The organism is Mycobacterium sp. DHQP2018-32-09 (assembly GCF_058148405.1).
On record NZ_JBYVYK010000005.1, the window covers coordinates 40,862 to 58,438 of the forward strand.

At 69.2% G+C, this 17,577-nt stretch carries 15 protein-coding genes; 12 read left to right on the forward strand and 3 right to left on the reverse strand.

Annotated elements, in window-relative coordinates; translation table 11 throughout:
• Positions 1–227 precede the first annotated feature (227 nt).
• Genes AC30CM_RS04090 through AC30CM_RS04115 form a run of 6 tightly spaced genes read left to right on the forward strand, consistent with a single transcriptional unit; the run spans position 228 to position 6,724 of the window.
• Positions 228–1,811, forward strand: coding sequence for an ABC transporter substrate-binding protein (locus tag AC30CM_RS04090; RefSeq protein WP_490115545.1), 1,584 nt, complete (start codon positions 228–230; stop codon positions 1,809–1,811).
• Positions 1,808–3,034: a sialidase family protein gene (locus tag AC30CM_RS04095; protein ID WP_490115546.1), complete on the forward strand. Its 1,227-nt coding sequence runs from the start codon at positions 1,808–1,810 to the stop codon at positions 3,032–3,034. Before AC30CM_RS04090 ends, AC30CM_RS04095 begins: the two co-directional genes overlap by 4 nt.
• Complete coding sequence (locus AC30CM_RS04100; RefSeq protein WP_490115547.1) at positions 3,010–3,711, forward strand: SDR family NAD(P)-dependent oxidoreductase; 702 nt, start codon at positions 3,010–3,012, stop codon at positions 3,709–3,711. The genes AC30CM_RS04095 and AC30CM_RS04100 overlap by 25 nt, the downstream gene beginning before the upstream one ends.
• On the forward strand, positions 3,708–4,913 hold the full coding sequence (locus AC30CM_RS04105; protein ID WP_490115548.1) for a four-carbon acid sugar kinase family protein: 1,206 nt from the start codon (positions 3,708–3,710) through the stop codon (positions 4,911–4,913). The genes AC30CM_RS04100 and AC30CM_RS04105 overlap by 4 nt, the downstream gene beginning before the upstream one ends.
• Entirely contained in the window at positions 4,910–5,935 is a 1,026-nt protein-coding gene (gene pdxA, locus AC30CM_RS04110) for a 4-hydroxythreonine-4-phosphate dehydrogenase PdxA (protein WP_490115549.1), read from the forward strand. The genes AC30CM_RS04105 and pdxA overlap by 4 nt, the downstream gene beginning before the upstream one ends.
• A gap of 9 nt (positions 5,936–5,944) precedes the next feature.
• A complete protein-coding gene (locus tag AC30CM_RS04115; protein WP_490115550.1) occupies positions 5,945–6,724 on the forward strand; it encodes a DeoR/GlpR family DNA-binding transcription regulator in 780 nt (259 codons plus the stop codon).
• A gap of 171 nt (positions 6,725–6,895) precedes the next feature.
• Here AC30CM_RS04115 and AC30CM_RS04120 read toward each other — a convergent pair whose 3' ends face one another.
• On the reverse strand, positions 6,896–7,774 hold the full coding sequence (locus AC30CM_RS04120) for a hypothetical protein (protein ID WP_490115551.1): 879 nt from the start codon (positions 7,772–7,774) through the stop codon (positions 6,896–6,898).
• Between AC30CM_RS04120 and AC30CM_RS04125 the strand changes: the two genes are divergently transcribed.
• Entirely contained in the window at positions 7,728–9,068 is a 1,341-nt protein-coding gene (locus tag AC30CM_RS04125; protein WP_490115552.1) for an Ig-like domain-containing protein, read from the forward strand. The genes AC30CM_RS04120 and AC30CM_RS04125 overlap by 47 nt on opposite strands.
• A 51-nt stretch (positions 9,069–9,119) precedes the next feature.
• Positions 9,120–9,512: a nuclear transport factor 2 family protein gene (locus AC30CM_RS04130; protein WP_490115553.1), complete on the forward strand. Its 393-nt coding sequence runs from the start codon at positions 9,120–9,122 to the stop codon at positions 9,510–9,512.
• 197 nt (positions 9,513–9,709) lie between these two features.
• Here the strand turns inward: AC30CM_RS04130 and AC30CM_RS04135 are convergent, their stop codons facing one another.
• Together AC30CM_RS04135 and AC30CM_RS04140 are read right to left on the reverse strand one after the other, a co-directional pair.
• A complete protein-coding gene (locus AC30CM_RS04135) occupies positions 9,710–9,979 on the reverse strand; it encodes a hypothetical protein (RefSeq protein ID WP_490115554.1) in 270 nt (89 codons plus the stop codon).
• A gap of 33 nt (positions 9,980–10,012) precedes the next feature.
• A complete protein-coding gene (locus AC30CM_RS04140; protein WP_490115555.1) occupies positions 10,013–10,306 on the reverse strand; it encodes a hypothetical protein in 294 nt (97 codons plus the stop codon).
• Between AC30CM_RS04140 and AC30CM_RS04145 the strand changes: the two genes are divergently transcribed.
• From AC30CM_RS04145 to AC30CM_RS04160, 4 genes are all read left to right on the forward strand, one after another.
• Positions 10,296–11,618 carry an Ig-like domain-containing protein gene (locus AC30CM_RS04145; RefSeq protein WP_490115556.1) on the forward strand — a complete coding sequence of 441 codons (1,323 nt, stop codon included), beginning with the start codon at positions 10,296–10,298 and terminating at the stop codon, positions 11,616–11,618. The two genes, AC30CM_RS04140 and AC30CM_RS04145, sit on opposite strands and share 11 nt — an antisense overlap.
• 25 nt (positions 11,619–11,643) lie before the next feature.
• Positions 11,644–13,506, forward strand: coding sequence for an Ig-like domain-containing protein (locus AC30CM_RS04150; RefSeq protein WP_490115557.1), 1,863 nt, complete (start codon positions 11,644–11,646; stop codon positions 13,504–13,506).
• 64 nt (positions 13,507–13,570) lie between these two features.
• The gene (locus AC30CM_RS04155; protein WP_490115558.1) at positions 13,571–15,508 is read left to right on the forward strand and encodes an Ig-like domain-containing protein; all 1,938 of its coding nucleotides are present in this window, start codon (positions 13,571–13,573) and stop codon (positions 15,506–15,508) included.
• Between the two features lie 151 nt (positions 15,509–15,659).
• Positions 15,660–17,573, forward strand: coding sequence for an Ig-like domain-containing protein (locus AC30CM_RS04160; protein ID WP_490115559.1), 1,914 nt, complete (start codon positions 15,660–15,662; stop codon positions 17,571–17,573).
• The last annotated feature ends 4 nt before the right edge of the window (positions 17,574–17,577 follow it).

Below are 17,577 nucleotides of genomic sequence, written 5' to 3' on the forward strand. Positions count from 1 at the left end.
CGTCGACCTTTCATGCCACGGCCGCGGCGGGTGGTCGCGACCAGAAAGCGACGGGGTTGTCGTCCAGATCACAATGGCACTGTCGCGCAAAATGCGCAAGAACCGATCGCCATATTGCGCGTTCTACGCAAGATGGTTATGGTTCGTGTGGCTGCAGTCACAACTGCGGGGCCGCCACGACGGTTGGCTCGACGCGCTGCGCCACCCGCTCAACCCGGAGGTCGACGATGACCGAGTCGCTTCTCGATCGACGCCTGTCCCGCAGGTCGATGCTGCGTTCCGGCCTCCTGCTGTCCGCTGGACTCGCCGTGGCGCCCGCGGTGGTCTCGTGTGCGACGCCCACCGGCAGGCCGGGGCCCGGCGCCATCAGCCTCGGGCTCAACCGCGCGCTGAACACGTTGGACAACAAGCTGTTGCAGTACGACGCCGCGCTCACCGTGCAGCGCGCCGTGCGGCAGGCACTCACCGAGATCGACGCCGACCTCAAACCGCGACTGGTGCTGGCCGACGAGTTCCGCTTGATCGAACCCACCCGGTGGTTCGTGCGACTGCGCCCGGGCATCCGGTACTCCGACGGCAGCCCCGTCCAGGTCGCCGACGTGGCCACCGCGTTGGCCATGTATCCCCGGGTGAACGGGTCGTTCGTCGGCGGGTTCTTCCCCGAGTGGCCGGGCGTCGAACCGATCGACGCCACCAGCTTCTACCTCACGACCAACCGTCCCGTGCCGGTGCTCGACTACCTGATGTCGAACATCCTGATCACGCCCGCTGCGGCGAACCGGCCCGAGGACCTCTCCGACGGGGTCGGCACCGGCCCCTACGTCGTGACGGCCTCCGATCGCGGATCCGGCACGTTCTCCCTGGCGCGCAACGAGAACTACTGGGGCGCACCCGCACACGTGGAGGCCGTGCGGGTGCGGTTCATGCCCGACGAGTCCAGCCGCGTGGTCGCGCTGCGCAGCGGTGAACTCGACGTGATCGACTCCATCACCCCGGACTCCACCGACCAGATCTCGGGCCTCGCCGGCGTCGCCGTTCAGCAGGCCGACGGGGTCCGGCTCAACCAGCTGTTCTACAACTTCCGCAAGCCGCAGGGCAGTCCGCTCGCCGACGCACGCGTCCGTCGCGCCCTGACCCACGCCATCGACGGCAAGTCCCTCATCGAGAACGTGATGCAGAACTCGGCCACCGAGTCGCGCGGCGTCATCCCGCTGAGCCTGGCCGGGGCCGTGGAGACGGGCAGCTACACCTACGATCCCGGCCGCACCAAGGCCGAACTGCGGGCGCTGGGATTGGAGGATCTGCGCGTCAAGATCATCTGGGAGAGCGGCGAATTCGCCGCCGACACCGACATCATGGAGTCCGTGGTGCAGATGCTCGCGGCCGCGGGGGTCGCTGCCACCCTGCAGCAGTTCGAACCCGGCGGCGACATCGCCCAGTGGCGGCAGGGCCGGGCCGGGGACTGGGACATCCTGGGCAACGGTTACCCGAGCCCGACGGGCCTGGCGCTCACGATCATGCAGGGGATGTACGCCGGTACCGCCGAGAAGGAGGCCACCCGCGACACCTACCACGGCTATCTGTTCCCCGACATCACCGCCGTCATCACCCAGGCCTCCGAGGAGATCGACCCGACGCGGCGGGACGCGCTGCTCGCCGACGCTCAGCGGCGCATCTGGGACACCTGCCCCATGCTGTGGTCCTTCGTCCCGAAGGCCGTGCTCGGCCGGCGCACCCGCATCGACGGAATCGACCTGCGCCCCACGAACTCCTACGACCTTGCCGCCGTCACCATGAACGGAGACTCGTGACCACCACCGCCGCCACCGCCACGACCGACACCCTCCGCGCCGACGGCGTGCTGCGTCCCCATGCCGAAGCCGGTCGGCGAGAGACGCTGCTGCCTCCTCCGCACGTGCAGAACCACGCGGCCAACCTCGCCGTCCTCGCCGACGGGTCGCTGGCGTGCGCGTGGTTCTCCGGCACCCAGGAGGGCGTCTCGGACATCGGCGTCTGGGTGTCGCGCCTGCCGGTGGGCGCCGACGCGTGGACCCGGCCGGAACGCCTGTCCGACGACCCGACGCGCTCCGAGCAGAATCCGGTGCTGCACCGGCACGACAACGGGGAGCTGTGGCTGCTGTGGACGTCTCAGCACGCCGGCAACCAGGACACCGCCCGCGTGCAACGGCGGGTGTCGGCTGACGGCGGCCGCAGCTGGGGATCCCCGCACACGCTGATCCCCGCCACCGGCGACGCCGGCGTCTTCATCCGCCAGCCGCCGGTCGTACTGCCCGGCGGCAGGATCTTGCTGCCGATCTTCTATTGCGTTCGGGTGCCAGGAGAGAAGTGGGTGGGCAACCTCGACTACAGCGCGGTGATGGTGTCCGACGACGACGGCGCCACGTGGCGCGAGATCGAGGTCCCCGACAGCGTTGGGTGCGTGCACATGAACGTGGGCCGACTGTCCGACGGCACGCTGGTGGCACTGTTCCGCAGCCGGTGGGCGGATCGCATCCATCGCAGCGTCTCCACCGACGACGGCCAGACCTGGTCGGTGCCCGCCCCGACGGTGCTGCCCAACAACAACTCGTCGATCCAGTTCGTGGTGCTTCCCGACGACCGATTTGCGCTGGTGTACAACGAGTCCAGTGCAGCCGACGCCACCGCGCGTCGGCTGTCGCTCTACGACGAGATCGACGACGACGGCATCGTCGACGCCCCCGCATCCGATGCCACCCCACCGGCTGCCGTCGCCGAACCGGCCGGGCGCACGGCGTTCTGGGGGGCGCCGCGGGCCCCGCTGACGTTGGCGGTGTCCGCCGACGCGGGCATGACCTGGCCGCTGCGGCACGTGCTCGAGGACGGTGACGGGTACTGCCTGTCGAACAACTCCCGCGACGGGTTGAACCGCGAGCTCTCCTACCCGTCGATCTGCGTGCAGGGCGAGGCGCTGCACGTCGCGTTCACCCGCTTTCGCCAGGCCATCGAACACATTGTCCTGGAGCAGGATTGGCTGCGGGAGCGGGGCTGGTGACGCCCCGGCGGGCGGTGGTCACCGGAGCCAGCTCGGGCATCGGTGCGGCGGTCGTCGCACGGTTGCTCGCCCACGGCTGGGAGGTGATCGGCCTCAGCAGGCGCCGACCCGATGTCGACCACGAGGGGTTCACCTGGGTCGCCGTCGACGTGGCCGACGCCGCTGCGGTCCGCGGCGCCGTGGCAGGCGTGCGGCGGGTCGACGCGATGGTGCACGCGGCGGGGCTGCAGTACAGCGCGCCCCTCGGGCACCTGGACACGGCGCACGGCGCCCGGATGTGGACCGTGCACGTGGCTGCCGCCGAGGTGCTGGCCGACGCCTTGTCCCCGACGTTCGCCGACGGTGCGCGAATCGTGTTGGTGGGCAGCCGCACGATGACCGGTAGCGCGGGCAAGAGTCAATACGCCGCCACGAAGTCCGCGCTCGTCGGGATGGCCCGGTCCTGGGCCGCCGAACTCGTGGCCCGCGGAATCACCGTCAACGTCGTGGCACCCGGACCCACGGACACGCCGATGCTCGCCGATCCGAACCGCGCGGGCACGCCGCCGAAGCTGCCGCCCATGGGACGGCTCGTCGAGGCCGGCGAGGTCGCGGGACTGGTGGCGTTCCTGCTGGGACCCGACGCCCGCAGCATCACCGGTCAGGTCATCACCCAGTGCGCCGGGATGTCGCTGTGACCCCCCGTGGCATCGTCGTGCTCGCCGACGACCTGTCCGGAGCGGCCGAGACCGCCGCCGCCTTCCTGGATCGAGAACCCGGCGTGGTGCTGGAACTCGATGCCGCGCAGCCGATCTCGGATCCGGTCACCGTCGTCGACGTCAACACCCGCGCGATGGCCGAGCCGGACGCCGTCGCCGTGCTGCGGCGCACGCTGCACGCGGTGACGCCCGGGCGGCTCGTGCTGCTCAAGATCGACTCGCTGTTGCGCGGGCACGTCGGCAGTGCCGTCGACGTGTTGGCCGCCCGCGGACCCGTGGTCGTGGCCGCCGGTCTGCCCGCCCTCGATCGACACGTCCGCGGCGGGGTGCCCTACGTCGACGGGTCGCCGCTGCGGCACACCGATGCCTGGCAGCTGGAGGACGTGGCGCCACCGGACGACGTCCGCGCACTGTTCACCCACCCCGCCGTCGTGTGCGCCGAACCCCGCCTGATCGGCGAGGCGCTGGCAGCCGGTGCGGTGGCGGTCTGCGACGTCGTCGTCGACGCCGACCTCGACGCGATCGTCGCGGCCGCGACGGACGTGCCCGACGTCCAGTTGGTGGGTACGGCGGCGCTCGCCGCGGCGGTGGCCCGCACGCTGCCCCTGGCGGCCACCCGACCCGCCGAGGAGGGGCGGACCGCGGCGGTGTTGATCGTCGTCGGCACGGCCGCATCCACCGCGACGGCGCAGTTGGCCGTGTTGGCCCGGCGCGGCGTCCGCTGCATGGGCGTCGATACCGACCTGCTGCTGGACGGCGCCGCCGACGCCGCCGGCGTGGCGGCGGCGCTGGCCGGTCGGTGCGACGTCGCGGTGAGCGTGACCGGCGCCGTGCGCCCCGGCCGGCAACGGGAGTTGGCGGCCGCGCTCGGACGCTTCGTCGCCGACGTCCACCGGCACCTTGCCGCTGCGCCCGACCTGGTGCTCACGGGCGGCGAGACGGCGCGCGCCGTCATCGATGCCCTGGGGATCCGGACGCTGCGGCCGGTCGACGTCGTACACCACGGTGCCGTGGTCGGCGTGGACGGCAGGGGACGCCGAATCGTGACGCGCCCCGGCAGTTTCGGCGACGAGGCCAGCCTCGCCGACATCACCGCGCGCCTGACGGCCCGACGGTCGTCGGCGACACGCCCCACGGACCCCCGCTCCGCACCATCAAGTACGAGGAGAACTCCAGCATGACAACCCATTCCGCCCCGCAGGGCAGACCCGTCGTCGCCGTCACGATGGGCGACGGCGCAGGCATCGGTCCGGAGGTGATCGTGCCCGCACTGCTGGACGAGGCCACCGCCGGCCGTTGCAACCCCGTCGTGATCGGCGACGCCAAACGGCTCGTCGATGCGGCGGCCATCCTCGGCGTCCCGTGCGACGTCGTCACCGTGCGGTCGGTGGCCGACGCCCAGCAGGCGCCGGGGCGGATCAACGTCATCGATCTCGACCTGCTGCCCGCCGATCTGGCGTGGGGCGAACTGTCGCCGGTCGCCGGTCATGCCGCCTACGAATACGTCCGTGTCGCTGCAGAACTCGCGGTGCGCGGTGAGGTGCAGGCCATCTGTACGGCGCCGCTGAACAAGGAGGCGCTGCACGCGGCGGGGCACGTGTACCCGGGGCACACCGAACTGCTCGCCGATCTGACTGGCACCGCCGAGGTGTCGATGATGCTCTCGACGCCCAAGTTGAAGGTCATCCACGTCACGACGCACATCGGGCTGATCGACGCGGTCGCCAAGATCGAGCCCGGTCTCGTGGAGCGCACGGTACGTCGCGGGCACGAGGCGTTGGTCCGGGCGGGCTACGAGAACCCGAAGATCGGGTTGTGCGGCATCAACCCGCACGCCGGAGAGAACGGGCTGTTCGGCTACGGCGAGGAGGACGCGAAGATCGTTCCCGCGGTGGCCGCGCTGGTGGCCGACGGGATCGACGCGCACGGACCCCTGCCCGCCGACACGGCGTTCTTCCTTGCGGGGCGTGGCGATTACGACCTGATCGTCGCGATGTACCACGACCAGGGCCACGGCCCGGTCAAGGTGCTCGGCATCGAGGCCGGGGTCAACATCACCGTGGGGCTTCCGGTCATCCGGACGTCGGTGGACCACGGCACGGCCTTCGACATCGCGGGCAAGGGGATCGCCGAAGCGGGTAGCATGATCGAGGCTTTGCGGCAGGCGACCGAACTTGCCTCGAGCGCAGCAGTTCTCAAGTAGGAGAAGTTGATGCCAGCACGGGGTTCGAAGGCCCGGCGTGACGAGATCGTCAGCTTGGCACGTTCGACCGGGCTGGCCAGCGTCGAGGAACTCTCCGCCCAGTTCGGCGTGACGGCGTCCACGATCCGCCGGGATCTGAGCGTTCTCACCGACGAGGGGCTGATCGCCCGAACGTACGGCGGGGCCATCGCGCTCAAGCGGCACCCGGAGTCGTCACTGCGCCAGCGGGAACGGCAGGGTTACGACGCCAAGCACGCCATCGCGCGGTGGGCCGCCCGGCAGGTGCAACCCGGGGAGACCGTCCTGTTGGACGCCGGCACCACCGTCGGCGCCATGGCCGAATACCTGGGGCGCGTTCCCGATCTCACCGTGGTGACCGCGGGCCTGACGGCGTTGGAGGCGCTGGCCGATGCCGACGACGTGCGGGTCGAATGCGTCGGCGGCACCTTGCGCCATCTCAGTCAGGGCTTCGTGGGTCCGCTCGCGGAGGCCGCGTTGGAACGGTTGACGTTCGATCGCGCCTTTCTCGGGGCGGATGCGGTGACCGCCGAACTGGGCATCTGTGAAGCCGAGTTGGAGCAGACCCGGCTCAAGGAACTGATGATGCAGCGCGCCGATCGGGTGTACGTGCTGGCGCATGCCGAGAAGCTCGGCCGCAGGCCGTTTCACGCGTGGGCGCCACTGCCCGAGGGTGCGACGCTGGTCACCGATGCCGACGCCACCGACGAGCACCTGCACCAGTTCGAGGAACGCGGCATCGTCACCGTGCGCGCACTCGCGGGCCGGTAGCTCACAGCCGTCTCCCAGCGGCAGGCCGTCCGCCCGACCGCACCGCGTATGCCCGGTCATCGCCGGTGTCGCGAGCATTTTCCCACCATTCGGCGACAGTTTGCTGCAGCCGGAGCGGCAGCGGTATACGCTCCTTCCACTTATTGACGAAGGGGTAACACTGATGGCGGATCACCGCGGCGGCCGACGGACGGCCAAGCATCGCGCGCGCAGCGAGGAGTTCGGTGTCCGGGAGTGGCTGCGCGTCGGCGCGGCCTCCGCGGGCATGGGTGCCGCGCTGTTCGGGTTCTCGCTGCTCGGCCCGCAGGTCGGCACCGCGTCCGCCGACGACTCCGGCGCTTCGTCTTCTTCGTCGTCATCTTCGGCGTCTTCTTCGTCGTCCTCGGCGGGCGAGGGATCGTCTGCCGCGACCTCTGTGTCCTCGGTGTCCTCCGCGTCCTCCGCGTCCTCGGCGGGCGCGACCAAGACCGACTCCGGCGCCGAGGGCGGGTCCACCTCGGGCGCCGCCAAGGCCGCGGAGACCGCGGCCTCCAAGCCGGTGAGCACGGTCAGCGCGTCGGGGGGCGCGAACACCACCGAACCGTCCACGTCGACACCCGCCACGTCGACCTCGAAGAGCGCCAAGAGCACCGCTGCCTCGAAGGCCGGCGCGCCCAAGGCCGCCGCCAAGCAGTCGAGCGTCTCCGAGTCCTCGGCCACGAAGGCCGACGACTCCCAGCCCGCCGAGGGCGAGGGCGACGACACCGGGACCGCCGGGGCCGCGCCTGCCACTTCGGCCGCCTCGGCCACGTCTGCCACTTCGGGCTCCTCGGCCACCGCCAAGTCCGCCACCGTCGGCGAGACCACCGCCACGCCGGTCGCGTCGAAGACCTCCGAGATCGCGTCGACGCCTGCCGTCACCGCGTCGCTGAACGCCAATGATGCAGCGCCGCAGGCGAACTCGACCATCACCGCGACCGCGGCGGCGGCGACCGTGCCGTGGGCACTGCAGTCCACGAACACCGTGAACCCGTGGGCCGCGGTCTCCAGCGCGCCGATCACCGGGATCACGGATTCCCTGCAGTCGGTGCTCAACGCCTGGCCGATGCTGCAGCCATTGCGCGACGCCCTGCTGGGCACCGTGTGGACGGTGCGTCGAACGTTCTTCAACCTGGCGCCCACCGTGGCACCCGTGGGCATCGCGAGCCAGACCAGCGGTCCCATCGCGGGCCGGGTCAGCGCCGTCGACCCGGAAGGTGATCCCATCACCTACGCGTTGACCCGAGGCCCGCAATACGGGTCGGTGCAGGTGTTCTCGGACGGCTCGTACGTCTACACGCCCAACGCGAGCTTCCAGGGCGTGGACGACTTCGTGGTCTCGGCCGTCGACGGTGGGTTCCACCTGAACCTGCTGGACCCGCTGCGGGGGCCCGCCCAGACCGCCATGCTGGTCAACCAGGGCGCGGTGCAGTTCGCGTTCACCTACGTCAACCGCGACACCGGCGACACCACCGTGTACTGGTCCGACGAGGCCAAGGCGGCGCTGAACGAGGCCGCGCAAGCCCTGGCGGTGCACTTCATGGTGCCTGCGCCGGTCACGCTGACCTACACGGTGACGTCCTACGACCAGGCCGGTGGGCCCCTGGCGAGTGCCGGCAGCGACGTGGTGGCCGGTCTGGGCTTCCAGCCCACCGTCGTGCAGTCGAAGCTGCAGACCGGGGTGGACCCCAACGGCGCCACGGCCGACGGTCGGATCTCCTGGAACTGGGCGTACACCTGGAACCTCGACGAGACGCAGCCCGCGCCCGGTGGACCGGCGGTCTACGACCTGCGGTCCACCGCCATGCACGAGATGCTGCACTCGATGGGGTGGCTGTCGTTCTACAGCGACGGCTACGCCGGCCAGCGCTGGACCACCTACGACAGCTTCGTGGGAACGCGGACCGGTGTGAAGTTGGTGGGCTCGGACCTGCGGTTCAACCAGCAGGTCAGTGACAACCTGACCGGCAACACCGGCACCGGCACCAGCGGCATCACCACCGGGCTGGGCATGTACTTCCTGGGTAGCCACGCGATGGCGGCCAACGGTGGCGCGCCCGTACCGCTGTATTCGCCCGAGGTCTACCGCCCAGGCAGTTCGCTGTCACACCTGGATGACTTCTCGTTCAGCGGTCCCGTCCATCAGCTGATGGACGCGTTCGCCACGCGTCCCGGGGAGCGCTACCTGAGTTCGATCGAACTCGGCGTGCTCGCCGACATCGGCTACACCATCGTGCCGACCCCCGTCGCCCCGACGGCGGGCGTGCTGGCACTGGTGGGCATCGTCTTCCTGCGGCGGGCGAAGCGCCGGCAGGAGCAGGCCTGACTGCTGGAGGTGGGGCCGCGATGTCCGCCCGCCCGCTGCGATGATGGACCGATGACGACTCCCGCCGTTCTGCCGCGCTGGTATTCCTTCATCGAGGGTGGGCACGACCCGGCCGTCCTCGACGAGCTGCTCGACGACGACGCCGTGTTCTACTCGCCCGCGATCTACGCGGCGCAGCAGGGCAAGGCGAAGACGGCCATGTACCTGCAGGCGGCCGCAAAGCTGTTCGGCGATACGGACTTCCACTACGAGGGAGAATGGCTGGGCGCGAACTCCGCGGTGCTGGAGTTCGTGGCCACGGTCGACGGCATGTACGTCAACGGCGTCGACATGATCACGTGGAACGATGCCGGCCGGATCGTGGAGTTCAAGGTCATGCTGCGGCCGTTCAAGGGGCTGCAGACCGTGATGGCGAAGATGGCCGAGTTACTGGCAGTGGAATGACCGTCGATTTTCAGCCGATTCACGGGTAACCGTGCTCTTGGGCGCTTCGTGTTGTACGTTGCTTGCGACCACAATTAACGATGACGACAATATGGCGTCGTCGCGTGGCGTGGGCAACGAATACGGGGGGCACGCATGGCGACGGTCGGCGCAGTTCGCAGGCGGCGTACGGAAGACTTCGGGGTACGGCGCTGGCTTCAGGTAGGCGCAGCCTCGGCGGGTCTGGGCGCGGCGATGTGGGGGATGTCGCTGGTGGGCCCGCAGGTCGGCGTGGCACTCGCCGATGACGCGGGTTCATCGACGAGTTCGTCGTCGGCCTCGGATTCCGCGTCGGGCTCGGGGCCCTCGAAGTCGGAATCGCATTCCGCGGCCGGGCCCAAGAAGTCGGCGACGGCGAAGTCTCCCGGGGCCGCCAAGGGGTCCTCGACCGCCGCAAAGGACCGGGACGTCAAGTCCGCGAAGGACACCGACACCTCCACGGCGAGCAAGTCTTCGAAGGATCAGAAGTCCGACACGTCGGCCACCGCCGGTACGGCAAGCCCGCAAGTGTCTGCCGGGAAGACGCCAGAGTCTGCAACCGAGACGGGGTCCGGCACGACGGGCGGTGCGTCCTCCGCGGTCGACACGCCCGCGCAGGGTGGTGCCGACGCTCGTGCAGCCGGTGCGCCGACGACGAGCCCGACTCCCGCGTCGACGCCCATCGCCGCCAGCACGGCCACCAACACCACTGCGAGCACGGCCGTTGCGCCTGCCGCGCTGCCGGCGCCCGACGATCCCTGGGGAATGCGGCTCACGGGCAGCACGGCGAATCCCTGGCAGGCCAACACCGCCACGCTGATCACGTCGTTCACGTCGAACATGCAGATGCTGATCGATGCGATCCCGCTGCCGCCGCAGTTGCGTGACGCGCTGACCGGCACGCTGTGGACCGCACGTCGGTCGTTCTTCAACCTCGCACCCACTCTCGACGAGGCGGTGACCCTGACCGGTGGTCTGGGCACGGTCACGGGCAAGGTCTCGGCCACCGACGCCGAGGGCGACCAGATTCTGTACCGGGTGGTGCAGGGGCCCCGCTACGGCACCGTCGCGCTGAACACCGATGGCACCTATACCTACACGCCCACAGCGGGTTTCGACGGCGTCGACCGATTCGTCATCGGGGTGTCCGACACGGGGCTGCACGTCAACCTGCTCGAACCGTTCCAGGGCGCGGTCACTGCCAGCGCGCTGGTCAACCAGAACGCCATCGGCTTCGAGTTCACCTACGAGGATCCGGGCAACTACTTCAACGACGTCGCTCGCGCCACTCTGATGGATGCCGCGAAACGACTGGCGGCGTACCTCCTCGTGGACCACCGGGTGGTCGTCACCTATTTCGTCAACAGTTACTACGACGGCCAGTCGGGGACCCTTGCGAGTGCGAGCAGCAATTACTCCAGCGGACAGCCGGGCTTCTGGCCGACCGTGGTCGGGAAGAAGCTCATGACGGGGGAGAGCACCACGGGCGCGCAGTACGACGGTCAGATCAACTGGAATTGGGCGAACCCGTGGGGGTACGGCGCCTTCGTGCCGAACGACCGTTACGACATGACGTCGACGGCGATGCACGAAATGCTGCACTCCTTCGGCTGGACGCCCGACTTCCGGCAGCCCAGCCCGACCGGCAAGCAGTACTGGACGCAATACGCCCGATACGTCGTGACCCGGCGCGGTGAGTCGCCGATCAACTCCGAGACGCTGCTGTGGAACGACGCATACGACGCTTACCTGAACGGGTACGACGGCGGACTCTTCTTCTCCGGGCCCAACGCGATGGCGGCGTATGGCGGTCGCCCCGTGCCGCTGTACACGCCGTCGCCGTGGGTGCCGGGAAGCTCGGCGAGCCATCTGGACGACTCCGTGTTCTCCGGAACCAACCACTTGCTGATGGACTCCGCGGCGGGTGGGATGGGACAGGGAGAACGTACGTTGAGCGCCATCGAACGTGGGGTGCTGATGGACCTCGGCTACACCGTCATTCCCAATCCCGCGTTCCCCAACCCGGTCTTCGCCATCCCCGTGCCGAGCCAGCTGCCCAATTCGGCCGCGACGTTGATCACCGCCTGATGACCGAAAGCCGATGGGGGACGACATGTCGAACGAGGTCATGACCGTGGGACACCGAGCAGATGGCTTTGCGGTACGCCGATGGCTGCGGCTGGGCGCGGCGTCCGCGGGTGTGGGCGCGGCACTCTGGGGCATGGCGCTGGTGGGTCCGCAGCTCGGTACGGCGGTGGCCGACGACGGCGCCTCGTCTTCGGCGTCCGCTGCGTCGGGATCGGATCCGTCCGCGTCATCGGGCGGGTCCGCGTCGTCGGCCCCGAAGAAGTCGGCGGCCACCAAGACCGCCGGCGCGGCCAAGGCCACCACCCGAAATGCGCAGCGCGACGCCAAGGGTTCCTCGGACGCCCAGGGCTCGGCCGAGCCGAAGAGCGCGAAGCGACCGGGAAAGACCGCGACCGCCAAGGACGACGCCACGGGTGCCGTCAAGGAGCCAGAAACTACGGATGCCGTCTCAGCCGAGATCGATCGCTCCGAGCCCCCATCCCAGGCCCGCGGCGACACGTCCGGACCTGAGACGACGACGGACGTTGCACCGACACCGACTGCAGCGCAGTCGGTGTCGATTCCGCCCCCGAGCGCTGCCGCAGCGGTCACCCCGGTGGTGCCCACGGCTCAAAGTCCGTGGGCCTTGCAGCAGAGTGTGAACGAGAATCCGTGGCAGGCAAACGTCAATGCGTCGATCACGGCGATCACGGCGAATCTGCAGGCACTGTTCGACGGGGTGCCCGTACCGCAGCTGCGGGATGCGCTCAATGGCGCCCTCTGGACCGTCCGACGGACCTTCTTCAACCTCGCGCCGACGCTGAGCCAGACGGTGACCATCGCCAGCGGAACGGGAACCGTCGTCGGTCGCGTCGACGCCACCGACCCCGAGGGTGACGAGATCCAGTATCGGGTGGTTCAGGGGCCGCGGTCCGGTTTCGTCACCCTCAACGTCGACGGCAGCTATACCTATACCGCCGGAGCGGGTTTCGACGGGGTCGACACCTTCGTCATCTCCGCTGCGGACCAGGGCCTGCACGTCAATCTGCTCGACCCGTTCCGCGGCCCTACCACGATGTCGGCACTCGCCAATCAGGGTGCCATCACGTTCGGCTTCCGCTTCTTGAACGAGCTGCAGGCGTGGCCACCCAATTGGCAGGCGGCGCTGTGGGACGCGGCCAACCGCGCGAGCGCGTACGTCATGGTGACGAAAGCGGTGCGGCTGATCTACGACGTCGACACCAGCTTCGTACCAGGCGGCTTCGATTCCTACGCGACCAGCGCACTCGTGTCCGCGGCGCCAGGGTTTCACCGTACGGTCGTGCAGCAGAAGCTCCTCACTGGGATCGACGCCAACGGCGACGACGTGGCCGACGGTGTGATCAATTGGAACGCCGCCCTGAGCTACGGGTTGGGCAACAGCGTCGACCCGACGAGGGCGGACGCCGTCACCACCGCCATGGGGCTCGTACTCAACACCATGGGATGGACCTCGTGGATGGTGGGCGCCGGCGGCAACGTCGGTACGGCATGGTCGACGTTCGACCAGCACGTGACCACTCGCGACGACCGGTCGCCCATCCGCGAAGGCAGCTTGACGTTCGACCCGGCGTTCGACCCGTACCTGACGGGCTATTACGGGGGGCTGTACTTCTCCGGCGAGAACGCGGTCGCCGCCAACGGAGGTCTTCCCGTTCCACTCTGGACGCCGTCGAATTTCGTCCCCACCAGGTCGGTGACGTCGCTCGACGGCAACGTCTATTGGGGTGCCAACCGTCTCGTGATGAACCAGGTCTTCGTGCGTGGAACGGGGCCGCGGGAACTGAGCGCCATCGAGCGGGCGGTGTTGAAGGACTTGGGTTACACCGTCATCGCCTCGCCGATGTTCGCACCCCGCACGCCGTCCTGAGCAGGGCGTGCGCAACCACTACTCGTGCGCTCCACCCCTAACGTGCTACGTCGAAAGGACCAACATGGCGCCACGCGGCCGCAAAGCCGAAGACTTCAAGGTCCATCGCTGGCTCCAGATCGGCGCGGCGTCAGCAGGTCTGGGCGCGGCGATGTGGGGGATGTCGTTGGTGGGTGCGGGCGTGGCCCTCGCCGACGATGCGGGGTCGGCGGGCGCCTCGTCGTCGGGTGCCTCGTCGAGTGCCTCGTCGAGTGCGTCGGCGGGTCCTTCGTCGAAGGGCGGTGCCGCCAAGTCGGCGGTGTCCGGTCCGAAGAAGTCCGCGGGGTCGTCGGCCGCGAGTGCGAAGGACGCCACGAGCGCGAGGGACGTCAAGAGCGCGAAGGACATCAAGGACACCACGCCCGCCAAGGGCGCCACGCCCGCCAAGGGCACCACGCCCGCCGAGCCCGCGGCCGCGAAGTCCGACGGTGCCGAGACCAAGACGGCCAAGCCGTCGGATGACACGACGACGAGTGCGGGCGGATCGGACACGGGTTCGTCGGCGTCGCAGGGTGAGACGACCTCTGATGTCGCCGGAGTCGCGGCGCCGCCCGAGAACACGCCGACCGTCACCACACAGCACGACACCACCCAGCCCGCGACCGGGCAGGCCCAGACCGCGTCGTTGACCACGGTGCCGGGGTCCGCCTCCGCTGCGGCTGCCGGCCAGGCGGCCGCGGTGAGCCAGGCGGCGGTCGACGATCCGTGGGCGGTGGAGCACACGGTGGGCGCTCCGAATCCGTGGCAGCTGAACACGTCGGCGCAGATCGCGGCGTTCACCTCGGGGGTGCAGGCCACCATCGATGCGTTGCCGTTGCCGCCGGAGTTGCGTCATGCGTTGTCGGGGACGTTGTGGACGGTGCGGCGTGGGTTGTTCAACCTGGCGCCCACGGTGGGTGGTCCGGTGCAGGTGTTCGGTGAGGGTGGTCCGATCGCGGGCAACGTGGGTGCGGTGGATCCCGAAGGGGATGCGATCGTCTACGGCGTGGTGCAGGGTCCCGCCAAGGGCACGGTGGTCGTGCACGCCGACGGTAGCTACACCTACACCCCGGGTGAGGGTTTCGATGGGGTGGATTCGTTCGTGATCTCGGCGACCGACGTCGGGTTGCACGTCAACCTGGTCGACTGGTTCCGCACGCCCGCCACGGTGGGCATGCTGCTCAACCAGAACGCAGTGACCTTCACGTTCGACTTCCACGATGACGCGAATTGGACGACCGACCGCCAGCAGGCCCTGCAACGGGCCGCCAAGCGGCTCGCCAGCTTCGTCATGGTCGCCAAGGCGACGACGTTGACCTACGACGTGACGACGATCAACGATCCGAACAGCCTGCTCCTGGCGCAGGCGGGAAGCGTGCTCTACGAGTCGGGCCCCGGATTCTTCCGCACCGTCGTCGGCAGCAAGCTGCAGGACGGTGCGGCCTCGCTGGCGGGCCGACCAGACGGCATCGTCCAGTGGAACTGGGGAAGGGACTGGAGTTTCGACGGTTCGGTGGAACCCGACGAGTTCGATCTCGAGATGGTGGCGATGCACGAGCTGATGCACTCGTTCGGCTTCGTCTCGGGTATTCCGGCGCCGTCGTCGCCGGCCACGCGCACCAACTGGCACCTGTTCACCAAGTACGTCACCACGCGGGATGGGTCGGCGCTCATCGGACCGGACTTCGTGCGGAACACCGACTACGACTACGCCCTGACCGGTGGCGACGACCCGTCCGGCTTCGACGGCGTGTTCTTCAGCGGACCCAATGCGATGGCGGCCTACGGCGGGCGCGTGCCGCTCTTCTCGCCCGGTAGCTTCGCCCCCGGCAGTTCCGCGAGCCACCTCAACGACGTGGACTTCCTTTCGCCCGTGCCGGCGTTGATGAACCACGCCACCAACCCGGGACCGGCGACGCACACGCTGACCGCCGTCGAACTGGGCATCCTCGCCGACATCGGCTACCACGTCGTCCATCGGTGACCGCGTGCCTCGCGGCCGTGGTCGCGCTCAGCTGGTTCACGAGTAATCGCGCCCGGTGCCGCCGGGGTGTTGTACGGTGCTTGCGACCGCAATTGACGTTGTCGATAATTCGTCGCGACGGTGCGGGGGGACCGAGCATCGGGGGGTAAGCATGTCGACTGTCAGCGCGCGTCGGGGACGGCGCACGGAGGACTTCCGGGTTCGCACCTGGCTCCAGATCGGCGCGGCGTCAGCAGGTCTGGGCGCGGCGATGTGGGGGATGTCGCTGGTGGGTGCGGGCGTGGCCCTCGCCGACGATGCTGGGTCGGCGGGCGCCTCGTCGTCGGGTGCCTCGTCGAGTGCGTCGTCGAGTTCTTCGGCAGGTCCTTCGTCGAAGGGCGGTGCCGCCAAGTCGGCGGTGTCCGGTCCGAAGAAGTCCGCGGGGTCGTCGGCCGCGAGTGCGAAGGGCGCCACGAGCGCGAAGGACACCAAGGACACCTTGGGCACCACGGACACCAAGCCCGCCAAGTCCAAGCCCGCCACGCCCGCGGCCGCGAAGGCCTCGGATGCAGGCACGCCCGACGACGATGCCGCAGGCACCACCTCGACACCGCAGACACCGTCGACACCGACACCGACACCGTCGGCAACGGTGAAGGGGGCCAACGACTCCGACGAGACCGACGCACCGTCGGTCGAGCCGCGGCCCGATTCCGGCCAGCACGAACCCGAGGTCCGGGCCGAGACCGCGTCGTTGACCACGGTGCCGCAGTCCGCCTCCGCTGCGGCTCCCGGCCAGGCGGCCGCGGTGAGCCAGGCGGCGGTCGACGATCCGTGGGCGGTGGAGCACACGGTGGGCGCTCCGAATCTGTGGCAGCTGAACACGTCGGCGCAGATCGCGGCGTTCACCTCGGGGGTGCAGGCCACCATCGATGCGTTGCCGTTGCCGCCGGAGTTGCGTCATGCGTTGTCGGGGACGTTGTGGACGTTGCGGCGTGGGTTGTTCAACCTGGCGCCCACGGTGGGTGGTCCGGTGCAGGTGTTCGGTGAGGGTGGTCCGATCGCGGGCAACGTTGGTGCGGTGGATCCCGAAGGGGATGCGATCGTCTACGGCGTGGTGCAGGGTCCCACCAAGGGCACGGTGGTCGTGCACGCCGACGGTAGCTACACCTACACCCCGGGTGAGGGTTTCGATGGGGTGGATTCGTTCGTGATCTCGGCGACCGACGTCGGGTTGCACGTCAACCTGGTCGACTGGTTCCGCACGCCCGCCACGGTGGGCATGCTGCTCAACCAGAACGCGATCACCTTCGACTTCACCTACGCCAGCGGCAGTGAGTACTGGGAGGCCGACGCGGCCCGCAAGGCCGCCCTGGTGGCCGCAGCAAAGTCCTTGGCCGGCTACTTCCTGGTGACCGAGGCAGTGTCCCTGCGCTACGACGTCATCGGGACGAACGATCCCAACTCGGGCACGCTCGCCAGCGCGGGTAGCGCTCGCGTCAGTACCGCACCCGGCTTCTGGCCGACCATCGTTCAGAACAAGTTGTTCGGTGGCGAGGTCGAGGGCGCACCGACCGATGGCACGATCCGGTGGAACTGGGGCGTCAACTGGGGTCTCGGAAGCGTGGTTGGCGCAGACGAATTCGACTTCAAGGCCGTGGCCATGCACGAACTCGTGCACTCGTTCGGTTGGTTGGTGGGCCCGTTGGGCGAGCCGGGCACGAACGAGGACATCTCGTCCTGGGCAGCCTATGCCGAGTACCTCACGACGGCCGACGGTCGCAGCCCGTTCGACGCCGACTACACGTGGAACACCGACTTCGACGACAACCTCTTGGGCGCCAACGGCGGCCTTTACTTCAGCGGGCCCGCTGCCATGGCGGCGTACGGTGGCCGGGTTCCGCTGTACACGCCGGCCGAGTGGGAGCAAGGAAGTTCGGTCAACCACCTCGACGACGCCACCTTCGCCAACGGCGCCGAGAAGATGATGAACGCCGCCACCGAGACCGGGCCCAGCCCGCGGACGCTCAGCGCCGTCGAGCTGGGAGTCCTCGCCGACCTCGGGTACCACGTGGTCTACCGGTGAGACG

What these genes read in the sequence shown, in the direction of transcription:
- AC30CM_RS04090 (WP_490115545.1), top strand. Translation starts at nt 228, where the DNA reads ATGACCGAGTCGCTTCTCGATCGACGCCTGTCCCGCAGGTCGATGCTG.
- pdxA (WP_490115549.1), top strand. Translation starts at nt 4,910, where the DNA reads ATGACAACCCATTCCGCCCCGCAGGGCAGACCCGTCGTCGCCGTCACG.
- AC30CM_RS04115 (WP_490115550.1), top strand. Translation starts at nt 5,945, where the DNA reads ATGCCAGCACGGGGTTCGAAGGCCCGGCGTGACGAGATCGTCAGCTTG.
- AC30CM_RS04130 (WP_490115553.1), top strand. Translation starts at nt 9,120, where the DNA reads ATGACGACTCCCGCCGTTCTGCCGCGCTGGTATTCCTTCATCGAGGGT.
- AC30CM_RS04145 (WP_490115556.1), top strand. Translation starts at nt 10,296, where the DNA reads ATGCGGCTCACGGGCAGCACGGCGAATCCCTGGCAGGCCAACACCGCC.
- AC30CM_RS04150 (WP_490115557.1), top strand. Translation starts at nt 11,644, where the DNA reads ATGTCGAACGAGGTCATGACCGTGGGACACCGAGCAGATGGCTTTGCG.
- AC30CM_RS04155 (WP_490115558.1), top strand. Translation starts at nt 13,571, where the DNA reads ATGGCGCCACGCGGCCGCAAAGCCGAAGACTTCAAGGTCCATCGCTGG.
- AC30CM_RS04160 (WP_490115559.1), top strand. Translation starts at nt 15,660, where the DNA reads ATGTCGACTGTCAGCGCGCGTCGGGGACGGCGCACGGAGGACTTCCGG.